Raw genomic sequence first — 21,060 nt, 5'->3', positions numbered from 1 at the left:
GTCAGCCCGGCCGCGCCAGCAGCCCGCGCGACAGCAGGCGAAACGCATCAATCGCCCTTTGCAGCACCGCCTGCGGATCATCGCTGGCCGCGACCCAAAGCGCCGCGTTCAGAGCCGCGCCATTCATCAGCCGCGCCGCCGCCTCGGGATCTACGGGCGCCATGACGCCCTGCGCCACCATCCGCCGCACCGATGTTTGTGTCGATTGCAGGCAACTGTTCTGGCTGGGCCATTGCAGCGGATCGCCCAGAAAGGCGGGGCCATCCAGCAGCACGATGCGCTGGATTTCCGGCTCAAGCGCCAGTTCGATATAGGCCGCGCCGACTGCCATCAGCGCTTCCCATTCATCGTCGATTCTGTCGCCAATGGCCTGCGCGCGCGCGGCCATTTCTTCGTCGATCTGGTTGACCACCGCCGCCAGCAAGCCGCGCTTGTCCCCGAAACTGTGATACAGCGCGCCGCGCGTCAGCCCCGCCGCCGCCGTCAGATCGTCCATCGAGGCATTGGCATAACCCTTTTCCGCAAAGGCCCTGCGCGCGGCAGTGATCAGCCGGGCGCGGTTTTCCTCCATCGTTTCGACACGCTTTCTGGGGGTCATGGCAATTCCTTTCGCATACGAATCGTATGTGGGTTGACATACGGGCCGTATCTGCGATGCTTCACATACGCGATGTATATAAAACGGAAAGCAGCGGCTGAACAGCCCCACACCCCGTCGCGATCCACCAAACGAAAGTATCAAGATGACCAAACGCGAAGCCGTATTCCCCGCCGACCGCCATGCGCTTTACCGGCAGCACGGCTATTCCGCCGCCATCCGCTCGGGCGATTTGCTGTTCGTGTCGGGGCAGGTGGGCAGCCGCAAGGATGGCTCGCCCGAGCCAGAATTTGCCGGTCAGGTCGAACTGGCCTTTGAAAACCTGCGCGCGGTGCTGGCCGCAGCGGGCTGCGATTTCGATGACATCATCGACGTGACCAGTTTTCACACCGACCCGCAAACCCAGTTGCCAGCGGTTCTTGAGGTGAAAAGCCGCTTCTTTGCGCAGGAACCCCTGCCGAACTGGACGGCAGTGGGGGTGACATGGCTTGCGGGCTTCGATTTCGAAATCAAGGTGATCGCCCGTATCCCCTTGCAACCCTGACCCAAGGGGCTTGACCTTCGCCATGGGTCACATTAGCTAGCTAACGAAATCCATTAGCAAGCTAACGTAACCATGGCGGACCGTCCCGTGACTTTGTTCGATGAAATCCTGTCGCTGACGCGGGCGATCCGTGCCGCTTTCGATCTGCGCGTGAAGCAGGTCGATCTGACTTTCGCCCGCGCGCGGCTTTTGACAACCATCGGTCGCAATCCCGGTGCCAGCCAGTCCGAACTGGCCCAGGCGCTGGAGATCGAGACGCCGACGCTGAAACGCCTGCTGGATGCCCTGGAGGGCCAAGGTCTGGCAGAACGCCGCCCGCTGCAAAGCGATGCGCGCAAACATGCCGTATTCCTGACCGACACCACCCGGATCGAGCCGCTGCTGCGTTTCCGTGGCGAGGTCGAGCAGGCCCTTATCGAAGGCGTCGCGCCCGACGATCTGGCCGCCACCCGCCGCGTGCTGGAGCAGATGACGCTGAACGCCGAAAGGATGCGTCAGGCATGAGCGACGCGGCCCCAGCGGCGCAAGCGGCGGACCAGCCGCCCGAACCTGCGCCACCACCCCAGGCACCAAGCCAACCCCCGTTCGAGCCGATGTCGCTTCCGCGCAGCATCGCCTATGTCTCGGCCTCGTTGATCATCGGGCTGACGCAAGGCATCGCGCAGGGCTTCGTTTCGACCAATATCCCGCAGATCGCCGGGGATCTGGGCGCCACGCAGACGCAGGCCAGCTGGCTGCTGGCAGCTTACCTGATCCCCCGCGCGTCGCTGACGCTGCTATTGATGAAAATCCGCGCGCAATACGGCCTGCGCCGCTTTGCTGAAGTCGCCATCGTGCTTTATCTGCTCGTGGCGATCCTGTCCTTTGCGATCCTTGACCTGCGCTCGGCCATCCTTGTGCAGTTTTTCGCGGGTATGGCGTCGGCCCCGCTGTCCACGCTGTCGTTCCTTTATATGCTGGAGCCGCTGCCGCCTGCGTGGAAGATGCGGCTTGGCCTGCCTTTGGTGCTGTCCACCATCTCGGTCGGGCCGCTGCTGGCGCGGGTCATCTCGCCCACGCTGATGGGGGATCAGGGCTGGTTCGGGCTGCATGTGATGACGCTGGGCATGGCCGCGGTGTCGCTGGCGCTGGTCTATCTGTTCCCGCTGAAATCGCCGCCGCGCGTCAAGGCCATCGCGCCGCTTGATCTGGTCAGCTGGGGCTTGATCGCCATCGGCTTTGGCGGGCTGACAGTGGGCTTCGTCATGGGCTCGATCTATTGGTGGACCGAGGTGGCCTGGCTAGGCTGGGTGCTGGCCCTGTCGGTCATCACCCTGACCTGTGCCGTCGTGATCGAGCTGCACCGCAAGACGCCGCTTCTGGACATCCGCTGGCTGGTCAGCCCCGCCATGCTGCACCTGACGATCACGCTGCTGCTGTTCCGGCTGGTGCTGTCGGAACAAAGCAGCGGTGCGCCGCGCATGTTTCAGGTGCTGGGCATCACGCAGGGCCAGCTTGTCCCGCTTTTCGCGATCATCTCGGTCGCGACGATCCTTGGCGGTCTGGCCCTGATCCCGTTCATGAAGCCCGAGCGGGTGCCGCAATTCCACATCGTCGCTCTGATCCTGATTGCGGCGGGCGCCTGGATGGACAGCCATTCCACGCTGGATACACGCCCCGAGCAACTTTACCTGAGCCAGGCGATGATCGCATTTGCCGGGTCGATCTTCATGGCGCCTGCGATGATGCGCGGGCTGATGGCCGCATTGGCACGGGGGCCGAACTATCTGCTAAGCTTCATCGTGATCTTTCTGGCCACGCAAAGCCTTGGCGGTGCGGCGGGGTCGGGGATTTTCTCGACCATCATCAACCATCGTCAGGCGCTTCATCTGCAGGTCCTGCGCGAGGATCTGACCGCCGCCGATCCGGTGGTGACGCATGAAATCGCCCTGCGCGCCACGGCGCTGGCATCCCAGATCATCGATCCGGTCCAGCGTCAGGCGCAGGCGGTTTCGCTGATCGCGCAGGACGTTTCCAATCAGGCCTATGTCATGGCCTATAACGACGCCTATTTCGCCACTTTCGTCGTGGCCGTCACCGCCCTGTGCGCATTGTTGCTGCATCTGTGGCGCGACTGGCTGGCCGCACGTTTCCTGAACCGCACATCCCTCCCCTCCTCGCCCGAGCCGCAGCCATGAGCAAAAGTCACATCATCCCGACCATCATCGCCGTCCTTGCCGGTCTCGCCGGTCTGTTGATCGTGCTTTACGCCTGGCATCTGCCGCCGTTCCAGACGACGCATCCGACCACGGAAAACGCCTATGTCCGGGGGCGCCTGACCACGCTTGCGCCGCAGCTTTCGGGCTATGTCGCCAAGGTCGATGTGCATGATTTCGACACGGTGACAGCGGGGCAGGTCATTGCGGAAATCGACGACCGCCAATATCGCCAGAAACTGGCCCAGGCGCAGGCGGCGCAGGCCAGCGCCGAAGCCGCGTTGAAAATTCAGGAACAAAGCGTCCATTCTGCCCAGGCGCAGGTCCAGTCGGCCGAGGCAGAGCTGCGCGCGACCCAAGCCGCCCGCGCCACGGCCGAGTCGAACTGGAACCGTGCCAGCGCGCTGCGTTCGCGGGGCGTGACCGCCCAAAGCACCACCGATGAAAGCGAACTGTCCTTGCGTCAGGCCGAAGCCGGCGTCGTGCAGGCCGAAAGCGCCATCGCTGTCGCGCGCGAATCCGTCAATGGGGCCGAGGTCGGGCTGGCCGCGAAACGTGCCGACATTGCCTCGGCCAAGGCGGCGGTGGAACTGGCGCAGATCGACCTGTCGAACACGGTGATCCGCGCCCCTTCGGACGGGCGGTTGGGTCAGGTGGGCGTGCGCGTTGGCCAATACGTTACCGCAGGCACCGCGCTGGTCAGCCACGTGTCCCCGGATGTCTGGGTGATCGCGAATTTCAAGGAAACCCAGCTGCATGGCATTCGGGTCGGTGACCGTGCGACATTCTCTGTCGATGCCATGCAGCACCGCGAATATACCGGCCGGGTCGAGGCCTATTCGCCCGCCACCGCGTCTGAATTCAGCCTGCTGTCGTCGTCGAATGCCACGGGTAACTTTACCAAGATCGCCCAACGCCTGCCCATCCGCATCTCGATCGATCCGGGACAGGAGATGGCCGAGTATCTTGAGCCGGGCCTGTCGGTGGTGGTGACGGTGGAACAGGGTTCGGGCGCGGCGGGGCAGTAAGGCCGTGCCCTGATTGCAACGCAGTCCCGATGCTTGTCGGGCTTGCGGTGGGATTGCTTGCAGGATCGATTGCAGCGGCTACTAGGCGGATATTCGCTTAGGAGATTTTGCAATGCCCCCGATACTAGATGCCCGGACTTATGTGCAACTTGATGGTGCTGATGCGGCGGGGCAGGTCTGGGGTCTGCAATGGACCGTCAGCGGCCTCGGCTCTCCGGACTATTACGAGGTTTATCGATACGATCAATCCACGGGATCGTGGTCGGATTTCGCTGGCGCATACCATTTCTTTGGCGGGTATACCGGGGCGATTTCCATCGGGCGGGACAGCGTCATCGGTCAGGTGTTCGAGCTGGGCGCATTCCCTTCGTCGGGAAGCCCCGCTGGTCTTCAGGTCGGCGACCGGGTTGTTCTCGGGTCGGGGGATTTTCTGGTCATGGGGTTCAACGACGACGATCTGTGGACGGGCCGCCGCGGCGCCCATGATGAAATCTATGGCGGCTTTGGCAATGACACGCTGAACGGCGGATGGGGGAACGACACGATCGACGGCGGCGCAGGTGATGACCGCCTGATCGGCGAAGCGGGAAACGATTCGCTATATGGCGGTACCGGACTGGATACACTGGTGGGCGGCGCGGGTGACGACATCTTGGATGGCGGGCCCGGCATAAACCTGCTTGTCGGAGGGCTCGGCGATGATACCTATGTCGGTGTGGATGCCGGTGCGATCGTCGAACTGCCCGGTGGCGGGCGTGACCTTGTCCTAAGCTCTCAAAGCTGGCAACTGACAGCCAACATCGAGGATTTGCACCTCATAGGCTTTGGGGCGCTTGATGGCACCGGCAATGCCATGGCCAATCGCATCACAGGCAATCGCGATGCAAATCACATCTGGGGACTGGACGGTAACGACATCCTGGCAGGTGCTGCTGGCGATGACGTGATTGAGGGTGGAAATGGCGCCGACACGCTGAATGGCGGCATCGGCCACGATACGCTGATCGGCGGCAACGGGATCGACACCGTGTTGTTCGATGGCAACTGGTCGGTTTGGGTGAACCTGTCACTGACCGGCCCGCAATCGACGGGTCACGGCGCGGATCAGCTGAACGGCATCGAAAACATCGTCACCGGCGGGGGGCATGACCGGCTGACCGGCAACGCCTTGGCGAACTTCATCAACTCGGGCGCTGGCGATGATGCGCTCGACGGTGGCGCGGGCAATGACAGGCTGGATGGCGGCGCCGGCGCGGATACGATGACTGGTGGCGCGGGCAATGACATCTACCATGTCGGCAATACCGGCGACCGGATCGTCGGCGGTGCTGGGGACGGGATCGACCGCATCATCTCGACGATCAATATCGATCTGGGTCGCGTTGCGATCTATGGCGGGGTCGAGCATGTGACGCTGAGCGGCGCGGCATTCTCGGCTTTTGGGAATGCGGGCAGCAACGTGATGATCGGCAATGCCGGGCGCAACTTTCTGGCCGGTCGCGAAGGGGCGGACCAATTGGTCGGTGGCGGCGGCGCGGATGTATTCCTGTTCCGCGAAGCTTTCGATTTCGACACCATTATGGACTTTCAGGACAATATCGACACGATCCGCCTGCTGGATTTCGACGGCGTGACCAATTTCGCGCAGGCTCGTGCCCATGCCGTGCAGACGGGTGCGAATGTGACTTTCGACTTTGGCGGCGGCGACCGGCTGGTGGTGCGCAATACCACGCTGGACGCCTTGGCCGATGACATGATTTTCGCCTGACTCGGCCGCCATGCGACAACGAAAAAGGCCGGGGCTCGATGCCCCGGCCTTTTTCGCGCCTGCGCCCAGGTCTTACACCTCGGGGACCAGCACCTCGCGCTTGCCGACATGGTTCGCGGCACTGACCACGCCCTGATCTTCCATCTGCTCGACCAGTCGTGCGGCCTTGTTGTAGCCGATCGCCAGTTTCCGCTGGATATAGCTGGTCGAACATTTGCGGTCCTTGGCAACGATCGCCACCGCCATATCGTAAAGCTCGGCATCGCCGCCTTCGCCCGTCGAAAGCCCCAAGACCTGATCAATGCTATCCGCACGCTCGTCGTCCGGCCCCTCGACCACGCCCGACATATAGGACGGCGGGCCGAAGGATTTCAGGTGGTTCACGATCTCTTCGACCTCTTCGTCGGAAACGAAGGGGCCGTGGACGCGGGTGATCTTGGATCCGCCCGCCATATACAGCATGTCGCCCTGACCCAGCAGCTGTTCCGCGCCCTGTTCGCCCAGGATGGTGCGGCTGTCGATTTTCGAGGTGACCTGAAAGCTGATCCGGGTGGGGAAGTTCGCCTTGATCGTGCCGGTGATCACATCGACCGAAGGCCGCTGCGTCGCCATGATCAGGTGGATCCCCGAGGCCCGTGCCATCTGCGCAAGGCGCTGGATGCAGGCCTCGATCTCTTTGCCAGCCACCATCATCAGGTCGGCCATCTCATCGACGATGACGACGATATAGGGGAAGGTCTCGGGCTGGAATTCCTCGGTCTCGAAGATCGGCTCGCCGGTGTCTTCGTCAAAGCCCGTCTGCACGGTGCGCTTGAACATCTCGTCCTTGGACAGCGCCTCGCGGACGCGGCCGTTATAGCCTTCGATGTTGCGCACGCCCATCTTGGACATCTTGCGATAGCGTTCCTCCATCTCGCCCACGACCCATTTCAGGGCGACGACCGCCTTTTTGGGGTCGGTGACGACGGGGGACAGCAGGTGCGGGATACCGTCATAGACCGACAGCTCCAGCATCTTGGGGTCGATCATGATCAGCCGGCATTCCTCGGGGGTCAGCTTGTAAAGCAGCGACAGGATCATGGTGTTGATCGCGACCGACTTGCCCGAGCCGGTGGTCCCGGCGATCAGCAGGTGGGGCATCTTGGCAAGGTTCGCCACGACCGGACCGCCGCCAATGTCCTTGCCAAGCGCCAATGGCAGGGGTTGCGTGCCGTCGCCATAGGCTTTCGAGGCAAGAATTTCGCGCAAGACCACCTTTTCGCGCCGCGCATTGGGCAGTTCGATCCCGATGACCGTGCGGCCCGGCACGGTCGAAACCCGCGCCGACAGGGCCGACATCGACCGCGCAATGTCGTCGGACAGGCCGATCACGCGGCTGGCCTTCAGACCCGGCGCGGGTTCCAGTTCGTAAAGCGTGACGACTGGACCGGGGCGGACCTCGGTGATCTGGCCCTTGACGCCGTAATCGTCCAGCACCGCCTCCAGCATCCGGGCGTTTTCGGTCAGCGCCTCGGGGGAAAGCTGCTGGCGTTCCTGCGTGGCAGGGGCCAGCAGCGACAGCGGCGGGTGTTCGTAATTGCTGTGCGCCGTCTCGAACCGCATCGAAGGTTCGGCCTCGGCTCGCGCCTGACGCGAGGTGGGGGCGGGCTTTTGCGGCGGCATCACCACGCGCGCGGCTTGGCTGCCAAAGGGCTGCGGCTGCGCCAGATCGGTGTCATCCTCGTCCTCATCGTCGTCCAGCGACACCGGCGGCTCGATCCGGGGGGCCGCGCGGTCCCCCGTCAGGCGCGCGGTGACGGCCGACAGGACCGAGGCTTTCTCGCTGCGATGCTGGATTGCGTCGTTGATGCGCGCCGAAATCCGGCTGTCGCTGGGCGCTTGGTCGTCGTCCGGGTAATGCGTCTCATGCTCGACCAGTTCCGAGGGGGGGTAATCGTCGGGCAGGGCCGGAACGATCCGCCGCTTGGGGGCCGACGCTTCGGGAATGGTGGCCGAGCCCGCCTGCGCCACACGTTCGCGTCGCGCATCCGCCCGCGCCCTGACCCCACGCGCTGCGCCAGACGACAGCCGCGCGCCTTTGTCTGCCACGTTCAGCGCCAGCCAGCGCGCCGTCTTAAGCCCGTTTTGCAGGAACAGGCGAATGGCGGTCAGTTCCTTTTTGTCGAAGCCCAGCACAAAGGCCATGAATACCAGCGCGCCCGCTGCAGTGACCAACGCCAGCACCTTGATCGCGATCGATGCCTTGATCGGCATGATCGACAGCATCGCGCCCATCAGCATGTCGCCCAGATGCCCGCCAAGGCCAAAGCTTTGCGTCCAACCCGCAGGCGGCGTCAGCGATGTGGCGTAAAGCGAAACCAGCACCATCGCGATGGGCAAAAAGATGCCGCGCATGATGCGTTCTTCGCCCCGGTGCAGCATGAAGCGCAGGCCCCAGGCAATCCCGCCCACGACCAGAACCCAGGTGCCATGCCCGGTGATCATGAACAGCGCCGATGCGACATAGGCCCCCGGCCTGCCCAGATAGTTCTGCGCAGGCTGGTCGGTCGCCGACATGAAGCTGGGATCGTCGGGCGTATAGCTGACCAGCATCATCGCGATCAGAACCCCCAGAACGATCAGCCCCGCACCCAGCAATTCCTTGCCGCGTCGCTCCAGCGCCGCTTGGGTGGACTGGTCGAACAGCGGATCGCGGTGTTTTGCCTGCCAGCTCGCCATCAGATTAATCCCCTTGATACAAACAGTTCTTCAGGCGGTTCAGCGCCGCCTCGGTCGGGCCGGCCGGATCGACCAGCGCGACGCGGATATATCTCTCGCCCGGATTGCCCTGATCGGTGTCGCGCGACAGGTAAGCGCCGGGCAGGACTTGAATCCCTGCCTCGGCCCACAGCTTCTTGGCCGCATCTTCGCCCGTGCCAATGGCGTCGGGGACGCGCAGCCACAAAAAGAACCCGCCCGCAGGCGACTGGTATCCCGGCATATTGCCCAGCACACGGTCGGCCACAGCATATTTCGCATGATACAGCGCACGGTTTTCGTCCACATGCGCCTCGTCCGCCCAGGCATGGGCGCTGACGCGCTGGACGGGCAGCGGCAGCGGCGCACCGGAATAGCTGCGCAACTGGCGCAATTGCGCGATCTGTTCACGGCCCCCGGCGGCAAAGCCCGAACGCAGACCGGGCAGGTTCGACCGTTTCGAGAGCGAGTTGAACATCACCACCCGGTCGGCCAGCCCCATACGGGTCGCCACGGCCAAAGCACCGGGCGGCGGCGTGTCGCGCCAGATCTCGGAATAGCATTCGTCCGAAAAGATCAGGAAATCGTGGCGTTCGGCGAGCGCGATCAGTTCCTCAAGGTAATCCTCGGACGCGACCGAGCCTTGGGGGTTTGCGGGCGAACACAGATAGGCGATGGCCACGCGGTCCAGCAGCGCCGGATCAAGCTGGGCGAATTGCGGCAGAAACCCGGTTTCCGGGCCTGCATTCACAAAGACGGCCTCGGCACCCACGGCGGCGGCGGCCACGGCATAGACCTGATAGAACGGGTTCGGAATCAGGATCGCCGGACGCCCGCCCGCCTTGGTTTCGGGGCACAGCGCAAGGGCTGCGTTGAAAAGCCCTTCGCGCGTGCCGTTAAGTGCGGTGATGCGGGCCGGCTCGACCGCAAGCCCATGCCTGCGTGCGATCCACCCCGAGATTGCGTCCAGCAGTTCCGGCGTGCCTTCGTTCGGGGGATATTTCCCGAACTGATCCACGCTTGCGGCCATGATCGGGCCGGTGAAATCCGGGACGCCATGCCGCGGTTCACCAATGGTCATCACGACCGGATCGCCTGCGGGCTGAATGCCTGCAAGCAGCGTCCGCAGGCGCGGGAACGCATATTCCGGCAGGTTCGAGAACCGCTCGGGTATTGCCATAACTGCCTCTCATTCGGGGTCATGTCGCCCCGTTTATGGGGCAAAGATACCGGCAAACCCCCCATGCGTCCAGAGTTTCGCGGGCATTTGCCGGGGTTTTGCGGTCAGCGCAGCGCGTGTTCGGCAGATGCCGCCGCGACCAGCAGCGCCTTGTCCTGACCTGCGCTGCCCATCAGCGAAATGCCACAGGCCGGATGCCCGGTCGGCAGGTTCAGCGCAGGCAGGCCCAGCAGGTTCGCGATGCGCGTATTGCGCAGCGTCAGCAGGTTTTCCGAGGCGAAAAAATCCGGTTCGGTCAGCAGGCGGTTCACATCGGGCGGCAGGATCGGCGCCGTGGGCAGGATCACCGCATCATAGCCCGCGACCAGCCGCGACCAATCCGCGCGCAGCCGTTTCAGCAACTGCCAGCCCGCAACGAAATCTGCGGCCAGCACATCGCGGCCGCCGCGAAAGCGTTCAAGGATCGGCGGATACATCAGTTCGGGCGCATCCTCGATCTGGTCGCGCCAAAGACCGTAGGCTTCGGGCGCGAACAGCACGGGCGACAGTGCCATCGCCTCGGCCACGCAAGGGGGGGCAGCATGGCTGATGCGTGCGCCCGCCTTGGCCAGCCGCGCCACTGCATCTTCGAACGCGGCGACCGGACCTTCGCGTGCGCCGTCAAAGGGCACGCCGTCCAGCACCAGCAGCTGCAGTCGGCGTGGGTCGGGCGTGCCCAGATCGGCGGCGGTGTCGCCCAGCAGGACGGCAAGGATTTCGGCGCAATCCTCGACGGTGCGGGCGATGGGTCCGGCCACGTCAAAGCTGGTGCATAGCGGCACGATGCCCTGATCGCTGACCGTGCCAGTCGTCGGCTTGAAGCCCACCAGCCCGTTCCACGCCGCGGGCACACGCAATGATCCGCCGGTATCGGACCCGATCGCCGCTGCGGCCAGCCCCATTGCGACCGAAACCGCAGCCCCGGAACTGGAGCCGCCCGGCGCCAGCGCGGGGTCGATGCTGTTGGGCGGGGTCGCGGTGTTGGGGTTCAGCCCCAGCCCGGAAAAGGCCAGCTCGGTCAGGTGCGTCTTGCCAAGGCAGACCATGCCCTGCAGCGTTGCCTGCGTCAGAATGGCGGCGTCGTGGCGCGGCGTGCGGCCCGCCAGCAGGCGCGAGCCCGCCTCGGTCGCGATGCCTGCGCTGTCGATATTGTCTTTCCAGCTGATCGCCACCCCGTCCAGCAGGCTGCGGCGCAGCCCGGCCTTGGCGCGGTCATGGGCGGCAATCGCCTCGGCCCGCGCGCGGGTGGGTGTCAGGCGGGCAAAGATGCGGTCGGCATAGGGATGGCGGGCGGCGGCATCCAGATAGCCTTCGGTCTGTTCGACCGGGCTAAGCAGCCCTGCAAGAATCGCCCGGCCCTGTTCCGCAGCCGTTGCCTTGAGCCAGTCCATATCGCCTCTCCGGGTGCCAGAATTCGTGTCCCGCAGGCTAGCGGTGCGGGCGCGGTGCTGCAATGGCGCATGGACATTGCGCCCGGTCCCGGCATAGTGCGGGCCATGATGACGGATTTCGACATTGTGGTGGCAGGCGGCGGGCTGAACGGCCCCGCGCTGGCCTTGGCTCTGGCGGATGCGGGCCTGCGCGTTGCCGTGGTGGATGCGCGGCCTGCGGATGCACGGGCGGGCGATGCCTTTGACGGGCGGGCCTATGCGCTGGCGCTGGCATCGCAGCGGCTGTTTTCTGCGCTTGGCATCTGGGGCGGTCTGGCGGCGAATGCGCAGCCGATCCTGAAGGTGCAGGCGTCCCAGGGCGCACCGGGCGACGGCCCCGGCCCGTTTGGCCTGAATTTCGACAGCGCCGAGATCGAGGAAGGCCGCCTTGGCTATCTGCTGGAGGACCGGTTTCTGTATCGCGCGCTGCTGGCCGCGATGCAGGGCAAGGTCACCCATCTGTCAGGCGTATCGGTCACCGGGCAGGACATCGGTCCGTCGGGCGTCAGGACGATCCTGTCGGACGGCGCCAGCCTGACATCGGCGCTGCTGGTGGGCGCGGATGGGCGCGGATCGGGCGTGGCGGCACGGGCGGGTATCAACCGGCTCGGGCACGATTACGGCCAGATCGCGCTGGTGGCAGCGGTCGATCACGAATTGCCGCATCAGGGCGTCGCGCATCAGTATTTCATGCCATCGGGGCCGCTGGCGATCCTGCCGCTGCCGGGCAATCGCAGTTCGATCGTCTGGTCCGAGGATGCCAGCGCCGCCCGCGCCATCCTTGCGCTGGACGATGCCGCCTTTCTTGACGTGCTGCGCCCGCGCTTCGGTGATTTTCTGGGCAGGATCAGCCTGGCCGGACCGCGCTTTTCCTATCCGCTGAACCTGACCTTGGCCGAAAGCTACATCGCGCCGCGCATCGCGCTGGTGGGCGATGCGGCGCATGGCGTCCATCCCATCGCGGGGCAGGGGCTGAACCTTGGCCTGCGCGATGTCGCCGCCTTGGCCGAGGTGATCGTGACCGCCCGGCGCAGGGGCGAAGATATAGGCGAGGCTGCCGTTCTGGCCCGCTATCAGGAATGGCGCAGGCCCGATGCCACCTGGCTGGCCTATGGCATGGACGGGGTGAATGCGCTGTTTTCCAATGCCAATCCCCTGCTGCGCGCGGCGCGGGAACTGGGCATGGGCGTCGTCGATGCCATCCCGCCCTTGCGGCGCGGTTTCATGCGGCAGGCGGCGGGGCTACGGCTGGACCCGATGCCGCGCCTGCTGACGGGGCAGCGGTTGTAAGGAACGCTCACGCCGCTGTCAGCGTTGGCCCCGGCGCATCCAAGCGAACGTGATGTGCAACCCTTTGCGGAAACGGTATGATTTCGGACATGAACCTTAGATCACTCGCCCTTGCGCCCGTCCTCGCCCTCGCCATGGCTTTTCCGGCCATGGCCGAGAAAATCCCCCTGAACGAGATTTCGCGCTATCTCAACGGTCTGAAAACCGCGCAGGCGGATTTCACGCAGGTGAACGGCGATGGCAGCATTTCGACCGGGCAGGTCTTCATCCACCGCCCGAACCGCGTGCGTTTCGAATACAAGGGCGACAAGACGCTGGTGCTGGCATCGTCCGGTCAGGTCGCGGTGTTCGATGGCAAGACGCGCGGCGGGCCGCAGCAATATCCGCTGTCGAAAACCCCGCTGTCGCTGATCCTTGCGCCGAACGTCAATCTGGGTCAGGCCAAGATGGTCACCGGCTATGCCGAGCGTAAGAACACCACCGTCGTGACCGCGCAGGATCCGCAGCACCCGGAATACGGCAATATCCAGATGGTCTTCACCGCCAACCCGACGCAGCTGCGCCAATGGGTCGTGACGGATGAGGGCGGTCAGCGCACGACCGTTATTCTGGGCGAGATGCGGACCGGCGTGTCGATCCCGCCGTCGAAATTCGCCATCGCGAACGAAGTCGCCCGCCGTCAATAAGGCGGGCAGTTGCCGCGCGACGCTGCGGGCTTATCGCCCGCAGGTCGCCAATTGCATCCGGTAAAGCTCGGACCGCGCATTGACCTTGCTGGCCACCGTCATCAGCCACGGTTTCGCGCGGTGCGACCCGCGGTTAAACCCGCTGCGGCCTTCGTGATAGGCCAGATATTGCGATGCCGCGTCCAGTTTCGAGATGCCAAGGATGCGGGTCGAGTCGTTCATATACCAGCCCATGAAATCCGTGGCGTCGCGGATATTGTCGCGCCGCGCCCCGCGATTGCCGGTCTTTTTGCGATATTCGTCCCACGTCCCGTCCAGCGCCTGACTATAGCCGAAGGCCGAGCTTTGCCGCCCGACCGGGATGATCCCCAGCGCATAGCGGTGCGGCGTGCGTGCATCGCCGATGAATTTCGATTCCTGATGGATCGTCGCCATCTGCACATGGATCGGAATGCCCCAGCGCCGTTCCGTCTGTTGCATCGCGCGCATATAGGCAGGCCGTTCCGCCGCCAGCATACAGGCGTTTTCCAGATTGCGCGGTGCCTTGTAATTCCCCCCGCCGCCACAAGAGGCGACAAGCCCGACAATGGCGAGCTTCAGAAACCTGTTCATACTGCCCTCATGATAGCGGGGCCTGCGATGGCCCTTCATCTTTTTAAGGGCAATCATAGCGGAAATTTCGGCAGGGGCGCAAATGACAAAGGCTTCAACAATGTCTAGCTGGGCAGGACCGACACCGATTTGACGATGGCGTAGCAGGCAGTTCCCGGTTTTAGATCAAGCACTTCGATAGACCGGGGAGTGACTTGCGCAAGCATCCGCTCATCCCCAAGGGCAAGCTGGACAAGCCCGCCATCGACCCGTGTGACGGTGGTGGGCAGGATGTTCAGCGCCGAAAGCCCGGTCGGGGCATCGCGCGACAGGATGATTTCATGCGCCAGCACCCGCAGCCGCAGCACGGTTCCCACGCTGCCTTCGATGCCCTGCAGAAGCATGGGGCCGCCTGCGGTCATCACGCGGGTCATGCCGTCCGGCTCGCGCCCCTCGATCCGGGCGCGGATCAATGCGCCGGCCTCGCGCGTGCCAAGGCGGGGGGCCAGATCGGGGTCGGACAAAATATCGGTCAGCGGCCCGGCATGGGTGACGCGGCCCTTTTCCATCAGCACCACGGTCGTGGCCAGCCGCAGCACCTCGGGGACGGAGTGGCTGACATAAAGGATCGGCAGGCGCACTTCGTCGCGCAGGCGTTCCAGCCATGGCATGATCTCGGCCTTGCGGCTGTCATCCAGCGCAGCCAAGGGTTCGTCCATCACCAGCAGTGCAGGGTCCGACAGCAAGGCACGCCCGATGGCCGTGCGCTGACGTTCGCCCCCCGACAGCGTGCCCGGACGCCGTTTCAGCAAGGGACCAAGGCCCAAAAGCTCGACCACACGGTCCATTTCGCGCGCCGCGCCCCTGCGCCAGCGCGAAGGATAGCGCAGGTTTGCCGCGACCGTCATATGCGGAAACAGCCGCGCGTCCTGAAACACGCAGCCGATGCGCCGGTCCTGCGGCGACAGGTTCGTGCGACCGTCGAACAGCACGCGGTCATTCAGCACGATCCGGCCCGCATCCGGGCGCATCAACCCGGAAATCGCGCTGATCGTCGTGCTTTTCCCGCAGCCCGAGGGACCGAAAAGCGCAGTGACACCGCCCGGCGCGTCAAACGCGACATCCAAAGCCAGCCCCGGAAAGGCGTGGCGATAGGCGACCGACAGACTCATGCGGCCGTCCTTGCGCGTCTTGCCAGCCATTCCGAGATCAGCACGGCAGTCATGGCGATCACGACCGAGATCATCACCAGCCGCATTGCCGCGCCCTCGCCGCCGGGCACCTGCAGCAGCGCATAGATGGCCGAGGGCAGGGTCTGCGTCTGGCCGGGAATGTTCGAGACGAAGGTGATGGTCGCGCCGAATTCCCCCATCGCCTTGGCAAAGCCCAGCGTCGTGCCCGCCAGAATGGCCGGAAAGATCAGCGGCAGGGTGACGGTGAAAAAGATCCAGATGCGCGGTGCGCCAAGGGTGGCCGCGGCATCCTCAAGCTTGGGGTCCACCGCCTCGAAACCCAGCCGGATCGCGCGGACGGTCAGGGGAAAGGACATGATGGCTGCGGCCAGCGCAGCCCCGGTCCAGCGGAATGCGAAAACGATGCCCAAGGGTTGCAGCAGACTGCCCACCGGCCCCTTGGTCCCAAAGGTGATCAGCAGCAGATAGCCCGTCACCACGGGCGGCAGGATCAGCGGCAGATGCACCAACCCGCTGAACAGCCCGTGGCCCGGAAAGCGCTTGCGCGCCAGCACCCAGGCCACGGCAATGGCGAAAGGCAGGCTGGCCAGCGTCGCGATCACCGAAACCTTCAGCGACAGCAGAACCGCCTGCCATTCCTGCGGGCCAAGCCAGTGCGTCATTGGTTGACGGTGAAGCCCTGCGATTCAAAGATCGACTTGGCCGGTTCCTGCGTCAGGCTGGTCAGGAAGGCGGCGGCCTGCGGCGTATCCGCCGATTTCGTCACCGCACCGGGATAGGTGATCGCGTCATGGCTGTCCGCCGGGAAGGTCGCGACCACGCCCACGCCCTTTTCCGCGATCGCGTCCGAGCCATAGACGATGCCCAGCGGCGCTTCGCCCGTTGCAACCAGTTGCAGCGCGGCGCGCACGTTGTCAGCCTGCGCGACATGCGGTTCGACCTGCGCCCACATGCCCAGTTTTTCCAGCGATTGCTTGCCATAAACGCCCGCGGGCACCGAATCCACCAGCGCCATCGCCAGTTTGCCTTCGCCCAGCAGGGTCGGAAGCTGCGTCACCTCGGCTGCGGCGGGTTCGCCGGTGCCGACCAGAACCAGCGTATTGCCCAGCAGATCCTTACGCGTCGCGGTGTCTATGTCGTCCGATTCCTGCAACGCATCCATCCAGTCGCTTGAGGCCGAGATGAAGATGTCGGCAGGCGCGCCTTCCTGGATCTGCTTGGCCAGTTGCGAGCTTCCTGCATAGGAAATGACCAGCGTATCGTCATGCGATTTTTGCCATTCGGCCGCGATCTCATCCAGCGCGGTCTTCAGGCTGGCGGCGGCAAAGACAGTGATTTCGTCTGCATGAGCGGCAGGGGCAAGCGCGATCAGCGCGGCGGCGATAACGGGCAGGCGCATGGCAAAATCCATTCGTTGTGTTCCAACGGAGATAACCAGCGAAAAACCGCTGTCGCAAGCGTTATTTCTGGGCAGGCATATCCGACAACGCATCGCGCAGGCTGGAAAGTTGCGGTGCGCTGCGCAGCAAATCCTCCAACGCGCGATAGTCGGCCAGAACCTTGCGTCCCATTTCGGTTAATACCGCGCCGCCGCCCTTGGCCCCCCCGCGCGAGCTGTCGACAAGCGGCTGGGCGAAATGGGCGTTCATCTCCTCGACCAGGGCCCATGCGCGGCGATAGCTCATTTTCATGCGCCGCCCCGCAGCCGAGATCGAGCCGCCTTCGTCGATATATTGCAACAGGTCCGCCTTGCCGCGGCCAAAGGTCAGGCCATGGGCGAAATGCAGACGAAGGCTAAGTCGGGGATCGTTTTCCATGCCGCGCATTGTGCCAAGTAACGCCGCGTAGGCAAGCGCCCTTGGGGCTATCGCACGCGACGTTGCGGCTTTAGCCTGATCCAAGGGAAAATGGGGGAGATACAGTCATGTCGCAGGAAATCGTCATTCTGTCGGGCGCGCGCACGGCCATCGGCACCTTCGGCGGCAGCCTTGCCGCCACGCCGCCGATCCAGCTTGCCGCCACCGTCACCCGCGCGGCGATCGAACGCGCCGGGATCGAACCCGCACAGGTGGGCACCGTGGTCTTTGGCCATGTGCTGAATACCGAACCGCGCGATATGTATCTGTCCCGCGTCGCCATGCTGGATGCGGGCGTTCCCGACACCACGCCCGCGATGAACGTCAACCGCCTTTGCGGATCGGGCGTGCAGGCGATCGTGTCGGCCGCGCAGGCACTGATGTTGGGCGATGCCGATTTCGCCGTAGCAGGCGGGGCCGAGTCGATGAGCCGCGCCCCCTATGCCGTGCCCGCCGCGCGTTTCGGTGCCAAGATGGGCGATGTCCAGATGCTGGACATGATGACCGGCGCCCTGACCTGTCCGATGGGCACCGGCCATATGGGCGTCACCGCCGAAAACGTCGCCCGCGAACATGGCATCACCCGCGAGGCGCAGGACGCATTCGCGCTGGAAAGCCAGTCGCGCGCCGCCCGTGCCATTGCGGCGGGCCATTTCGCCGATCAGATCGTCCCGGTTGAGGTCAAGACCCGCAAAGGCATTGTGGCTTTCGACACCGACGAACATCCCAAGGAAACCAGCCTTGAAAAACTGGCTGCCCTGCGCCCGGTCTTTCAGAAAGACGGCACGGTCACTGCGGGCAATGCGTCGGGCATCAACGACGGCGCGGCGGCACTTGTGCTTGCGCGGGCGGATGCGGCACAGGCGGCGGGGCTGACGCCCGCCTTTCGCATCCTTGGCCATGCCGTCGCGGGGGTTCGCCCCGAAGTCATGGGCATCGGCCCCGTCCCCGCCGTCCGCGCCCTGCTGACCCGGACGGGCCTGAGCATCGCCGATTTCGATGTCATCGAATCGAACGAGGCCTTCGCCGCCCAAGCCCTTGCGGTCAGCAACGAGCTTGGCCTTGATCCCGCGCGGGTCAATCCGAATGGCGGCGCGATTGCGCTGGGTCATCCGGTCGGCGCGACGGGTGCGATCATCACGCTGAAAGCCATGTCCGAATTGCAGCGCATCCAGGGCCGCAAGGCGCTGGTGACCATGTGCATCGGCGGCGGTCAGGGGATTGCACTGGCGATCGAGCGCATCTGATCCAGGCAGACCTGATCAAGACGATACAGCCGCATCTTGCCGTCCAACACCGCAGTCTGGGCTGCGCAGGCGGGGGCGGTGTCGGTGACAAGCCAACCGGGACCGGGCTGGGTCGTCAGCGGATAAAGCAATTCGTAATGGCTGTTCGGTGCGCGATCCTTGGCGGGTAGCGCGCGCACGGTCACGCCTTCCCAATGGTCGCGGCGGGTCAGATAGAACAGTTGCGCCAGCACGGCCCGGTCGTCCGAGATGACCAGCGCGGGCGCCTGCCGGTTTTCCGTGATGCGGTTCAGGGCGGCGGTCATCGGTGCCTCGACCCCGACGTAGCGGTCCAGCATCGGGCTGCCATCGGCGCGGCGCAGATGATCGGCAGCGATGGCGACCAGCGGCAAAGCCAGTGCCAAAGTGCCGTTGATCGCAAGGCTGGCAATCGCCCAGCGGCGCGACAGGACCAGCGCCGCCAGTATCGCGCCGGAAACATAAGCACCCACCGCCCAATTCGCATTCGCGCCCGCGTTCAATGCCTGAAGCGTGCAGATCAGCAAAGGCGCGGCTGTCAGGACGGCGAGCGGCCCCCGGCGCAGACCCAGCACGATCGCGGCAAAAACCACCGGACCCGCGACGACGAACTGCTCGGCCAGAAAGCGCAGGGCCAGATCGGGATGCAGCGCAAGGCCGTGGAAATCGGCGTTTTCGGCGGTGTGCCGCATGGTGGCCATGTCGTGCTGCATGTTCCAGATCAGGTTCGGGGCCAGGACCAGCAGGGCCGTCAGTGCCACGATCAGCAGGTCGGTCAGCCGCAGTCTCCATGCAGGCCAGATCGCGGTGACGGCCAGACCGGCCAACGCGAACAGCATCGCGTATTTCGACATCATCGCCAGCCCGATTGCGGCCCCCAGCGCCAAGGCATTCAGCCGCCCCGCGCCTGCCGCCTGCCGGTGCCACAGCAACAGCGACAGGGCCAGAAACATCAGCATCGGGCTGTCGGTGGAAATCAGCAGACTGCCCAGCGAGATCGCGGGCAATGTCGCATAGGTCACACCCGCCAGCGCCGCAACGTCCGGCGGGGCCAGCCTGCGTCCCAGCGCCAGCACCGCCAGCGCGGCGATGGCATGACAGATCGGCCAAGGCAGCCGCGCGACCCATGGCGCGTCCGAGCCCGCAATCTCATTTGCGGCGCGGATCAGCCAGCCAACCAGCGGCGGCTTGGAATATGCGCCAAAGGCAAGTTCCCGCCCCCACAGCCAGTATTGCGCTTCATCCACGAACAGTTCGAGGCGCGAAAACGGCATCAGCGCCAATCGCCACGCGGTCAGCGCCAGAATCGCCCAGATCGCGGCGCGGACCGGATCAGCGGGCCAATGCGCGCTTTTCTGCATGGATCAGCCACAGATTGCGAAGATAGATGATCGTGCCAAGGCTTTGTCCCAGGATGAAAACCGGGTCGCGGCGATGGATGGCATAGGCCAGCAGGATCAGCCCGCCGATCAGGGAAAAATACCAGAACGCGACCGGGATGACCGACTTCTTGGCCCGTTCCGACGCGATCCACTGCACCAGAAAGCGGGCGGTAAAGGCAAGCTGCGCGGCAAGCCCGATAAACACCCAGATCAGTTCGTTCGTGGTGTGGACGTTGAAGGCAGCCAGAATGCGTTCAATCATGCAGGGTCTCCTCGGGGAGCGGCTGGACCGTTTTGCGCCGGGCGATCAGCCAGGCGACGCCGATCAGGTCGCGGATGCCGACCAGCCCGCGTTGCAGGTTGGTATAGTTCGAATGCCCGGCCAAACGCGGCATATGGCCCACATCGACCAGCGCCACCCGCCAGCCGTCGCGCGAAAACAGCGCGGGCAGATAGCGGTGCATGTGGTTGAAAAAGGGCAGCGCCAGAAAGGCATCGCGGCGAAACGCCTTGAGCCCGCAGCCCGTGTCCCGCGTGCCGTCTTTGAGCAGGCTTTTGCGCAGACTGTTCGCCAGTCGGGATGCCACGCGCTTGGACAGCGTGTCGCGCCGCGCGACCCGCTGGCCCGCCACAAGGCCAAGGCGCGGATCGTTGCCATTGACCAGCAGCACCAGCAGCTTCGGCAGGTCGGCGGGCGGGTTCTGGCCGTCGCCGTCCAGCGTGGCGATGATCGGGGCGCGGGCTGCGGTCACGCCGCTATGGACCGCTGCCGATTGCCCGCCCGATTGCGGATGGCGCAGCAGCCGCAGCCAGGGCCGGGTTTCGGCCAGATCCAGCACCCGCGCGGCGGTATCGTCCTGCGAGCCGTCGTCGATCACGATCAGCTCAAACGCGCCAAGCGGGGTGCAGGCAGTCTCGATCCCGGTGATCAGGGGGCCGATATTCGGCGCCTCGTTCCGGGCCGGGACCACGATCGAAAAGGCGGGCTGGGTGCGAATGGCTTGCTCGGTCATGGGCTTGGGACTTTTGTGAAACCCCTAGCCATATATTGTGACACTTATCCGGCGCTGCCGACAAGCCAGCGTGACATTCGCAAGGGCGTTCCCGCCGAAATAGGAACGGGCCGCTTCCTTGGGAAACGGCCCGCGAGATCCACGGAGATGGTCCGGTTAGGGTTGGTGCCCACCGTCCCAGCCAGGGTTTACGACCCTTGGGGCTGCCCTCAGGCCACGGCCCCCCTGACTGTCCCGACACCTCTCTCCAATATCACTCTCGACAC

General features: G+C 64.6%; 20 protein-coding genes. 8 read left to right on the top strand and 12 right to left on the bottom strand.

The features are described 5' to 3' along the window. Position 1 precedes the first annotated feature (1 nt). A complete protein-coding gene (locus FN835_RS11560) occupies positions 2-598 on the bottom strand; it encodes a TetR/AcrR family transcriptional regulator (RefSeq protein ID WP_142663381.1) in 597 nt (198 codons plus the stop codon). A gap of 145 nt (positions 599-743) precedes the next feature. Between FN835_RS11560 and FN835_RS11555 the strand changes: the two genes are divergently transcribed. The 5 genes from FN835_RS11555 to FN835_RS21765 all read left to right on the top strand — a co-directional run bounded on the left by FN835_RS11555 (position 744) and on the right by FN835_RS21765 (position 6,133). Continuing rightward, on the top strand, positions 744-1,142 hold the full coding sequence (locus FN835_RS11555) for a RidA family protein (RefSeq protein WP_142663380.1): 399 nt from the start codon (positions 744-746) through the stop codon (positions 1,140-1,142). A gap of 72 nt (positions 1,143-1,214) precedes the next feature. Beyond that, positions 1,215-1,646, top strand: a complete 432-nt coding sequence (locus FN835_RS11550; RefSeq protein ID WP_142663379.1) for a MarR family winged helix-turn-helix transcriptional regulator — start codon at positions 1,215-1,217, stop codon at positions 1,644-1,646. Then, on the top strand, positions 1,643-3,319 hold the full coding sequence (locus FN835_RS11545) for an MFS transporter (protein WP_142663378.1): 1,677 nt from the start codon (positions 1,643-1,645) through the stop codon (positions 3,317-3,319). Before FN835_RS11550 ends, FN835_RS11545 begins: the two co-directional genes overlap by 4 nt. Continuing rightward, positions 3,316-4,365 carry an HlyD family secretion protein gene (locus FN835_RS11540; protein WP_142663377.1) on the top strand — a complete coding sequence of 350 codons (1,050 nt, stop codon included), beginning with the start codon at positions 3,316-3,318 and terminating at the stop codon, positions 4,363-4,365. Before FN835_RS11545 ends, FN835_RS11540 begins: the two co-directional genes overlap by 4 nt. A gap of 112 nt (positions 4,366-4,477) precedes the next feature. Beyond that, positions 4,478-6,133, top strand: coding sequence for a calcium-binding protein (locus FN835_RS21765; protein ID WP_142663376.1), 1,656 nt, complete (start codon positions 4,478-4,480; stop codon positions 6,131-6,133). A 72-nt stretch (positions 6,134-6,205) separates the two neighbouring features. On the opposite strand, the gene FN835_RS11530 is transcribed toward FN835_RS21765, so the two are convergent. The 3 genes from FN835_RS11530 to FN835_RS11520 all read right to left on the bottom strand — a co-directional run bounded on the left by FN835_RS11530 (position 6,206) and on the right by FN835_RS11520 (position 11,479). Continuing rightward, entirely contained in the window at positions 6,206-8,851 is a 2,646-nt protein-coding gene (locus FN835_RS11530; RefSeq protein ID WP_142663375.1) for a DNA translocase FtsK, read from the bottom strand. Between the two features lie 4 nt (positions 8,852-8,855). Beyond that, entirely contained in the window at positions 8,856-10,049 is a 1,194-nt protein-coding gene (locus tag FN835_RS11525) for an aminotransferase class I/II-fold pyridoxal phosphate-dependent enzyme (protein WP_142663374.1), read from the bottom strand. Between the two features lie 104 nt (positions 10,050-10,153). Next, positions 10,154-11,479, bottom strand: a complete 1,326-nt coding sequence (locus FN835_RS11520; RefSeq protein WP_142663373.1) for an amidase — start codon at positions 11,477-11,479, stop codon at positions 10,154-10,156. A 105-nt stretch (positions 11,480-11,584) separates the two neighbouring features. Here FN835_RS11520 and FN835_RS11515 point away from each other — a divergent pair, with 105 nt between their 5' ends. Continuing rightward, positions 11,585-12,808, top strand: a complete 1,224-nt coding sequence (locus FN835_RS11515) for a UbiH/UbiF/VisC/COQ6 family ubiquinone biosynthesis hydroxylase (RefSeq protein WP_246098716.1) — start codon at positions 11,585-11,587, stop codon at positions 12,806-12,808. Positions 12,809-12,897: 89 nt separating this feature from the next. Then, entirely contained in the window at positions 12,898-13,494 is a 597-nt protein-coding gene (locus tag FN835_RS11510) for a LolA family protein (RefSeq protein WP_142663371.1), read from the top strand. Positions 13,495-13,524: 30 nt separating this feature from the next. On the opposite strand, the gene FN835_RS11505 is transcribed toward FN835_RS11510, so the two are convergent. The 5 genes from FN835_RS11505 to FN835_RS11485 form a co-directional block, all read right to left on the bottom strand. After that, positions 13,525-14,106 (bottom strand): transglycosylase SLT domain-containing protein, encoded by a 582-nt coding sequence (locus FN835_RS11505; RefSeq protein WP_142663370.1) that lies wholly within the window; start codon positions 14,104-14,106, stop codon positions 13,525-13,527. 104 nt (positions 14,107-14,210) lie between these two features. Beyond that, positions 14,211-15,257, bottom strand: coding sequence for a molybdenum ABC transporter ATP-binding protein (gene modC, locus FN835_RS11500; protein WP_142663369.1), 1,047 nt, complete (start codon positions 15,255-15,257; stop codon positions 14,211-14,213). Then, entirely contained in the window at positions 15,254-15,940 is a 687-nt protein-coding gene (gene modB / locus FN835_RS11495; RefSeq protein WP_142663368.1) for a molybdate ABC transporter permease subunit, read from the bottom strand. Before modB ends, modC begins: the two co-directional genes overlap by 4 nt. Next, positions 15,937-16,677, bottom strand: a complete 741-nt coding sequence (gene modA / locus FN835_RS11490; RefSeq protein WP_246098715.1) for a molybdate ABC transporter substrate-binding protein — start codon at positions 16,675-16,677, stop codon at positions 15,937-15,939. The genes modB and modA overlap by 4 nt, the downstream gene beginning before the upstream one ends. Before the next feature lie 61 nt (positions 16,678-16,738). Next, on the bottom strand, positions 16,739-17,095 hold the full coding sequence (locus tag FN835_RS11485) for a winged helix-turn-helix domain-containing protein (protein WP_142663366.1): 357 nt from the start codon (positions 17,093-17,095) through the stop codon (positions 16,739-16,741). 107 nt (positions 17,096-17,202) lie between these two features. On the opposite strand from FN835_RS11485, the gene FN835_RS11480 reads away from it, so the two are divergent. Continuing rightward, entirely contained in the window at positions 17,203-18,381 is a 1,179-nt protein-coding gene (locus tag FN835_RS11480) for an acetyl-CoA C-acyltransferase family protein (protein ID WP_142663365.1), read from the top strand. Here the strand turns inward: FN835_RS11480 and FN835_RS11475 are convergent. The 3 genes from FN835_RS11475 to FN835_RS11465 are packed head-to-tail and all read right to left on the bottom strand — an operon-like array spanning position 18,348 to position 20,794. Further along, positions 18,348-19,760 carry an ArnT family glycosyltransferase gene (locus FN835_RS11475; RefSeq protein WP_142663364.1) on the bottom strand — a complete coding sequence of 471 codons (1,413 nt, stop codon included), beginning with the start codon at positions 19,758-19,760 and terminating at the stop codon, positions 18,348-18,350. The two genes, FN835_RS11480 and FN835_RS11475, sit on opposite strands and share 34 nt — an antisense overlap. Then, positions 19,732-20,043, bottom strand: coding sequence for a lipid-A-disaccharide synthase N-terminal domain-containing protein (locus FN835_RS11470; protein WP_142663363.1), 312 nt, complete (start codon positions 20,041-20,043; stop codon positions 19,732-19,734). Before FN835_RS11470 ends, FN835_RS11475 begins: the two co-directional genes overlap by 29 nt. Further along, on the bottom strand, positions 20,036-20,794 hold the full coding sequence (locus FN835_RS11465) for a glycosyltransferase family 2 protein (RefSeq protein ID WP_142663362.1): 759 nt from the start codon (positions 20,792-20,794) through the stop codon (positions 20,036-20,038). Before FN835_RS11465 ends, FN835_RS11470 begins: the two co-directional genes overlap by 8 nt. Positions 20,795-21,060 lie beyond the last annotated feature (266 nt).

Source organism: Paracoccus laeviglucosivorans, from assembly GCF_900182695.1.
Taxonomy (GTDB): domain Bacteria; phylum Pseudomonadota; class Alphaproteobacteria; order Rhodobacterales; family Rhodobacteraceae; genus Paracoccus; species Paracoccus laeviglucosivorans.
This window is presented reverse-complemented; position numbering and strand designations above follow the sequence as displayed.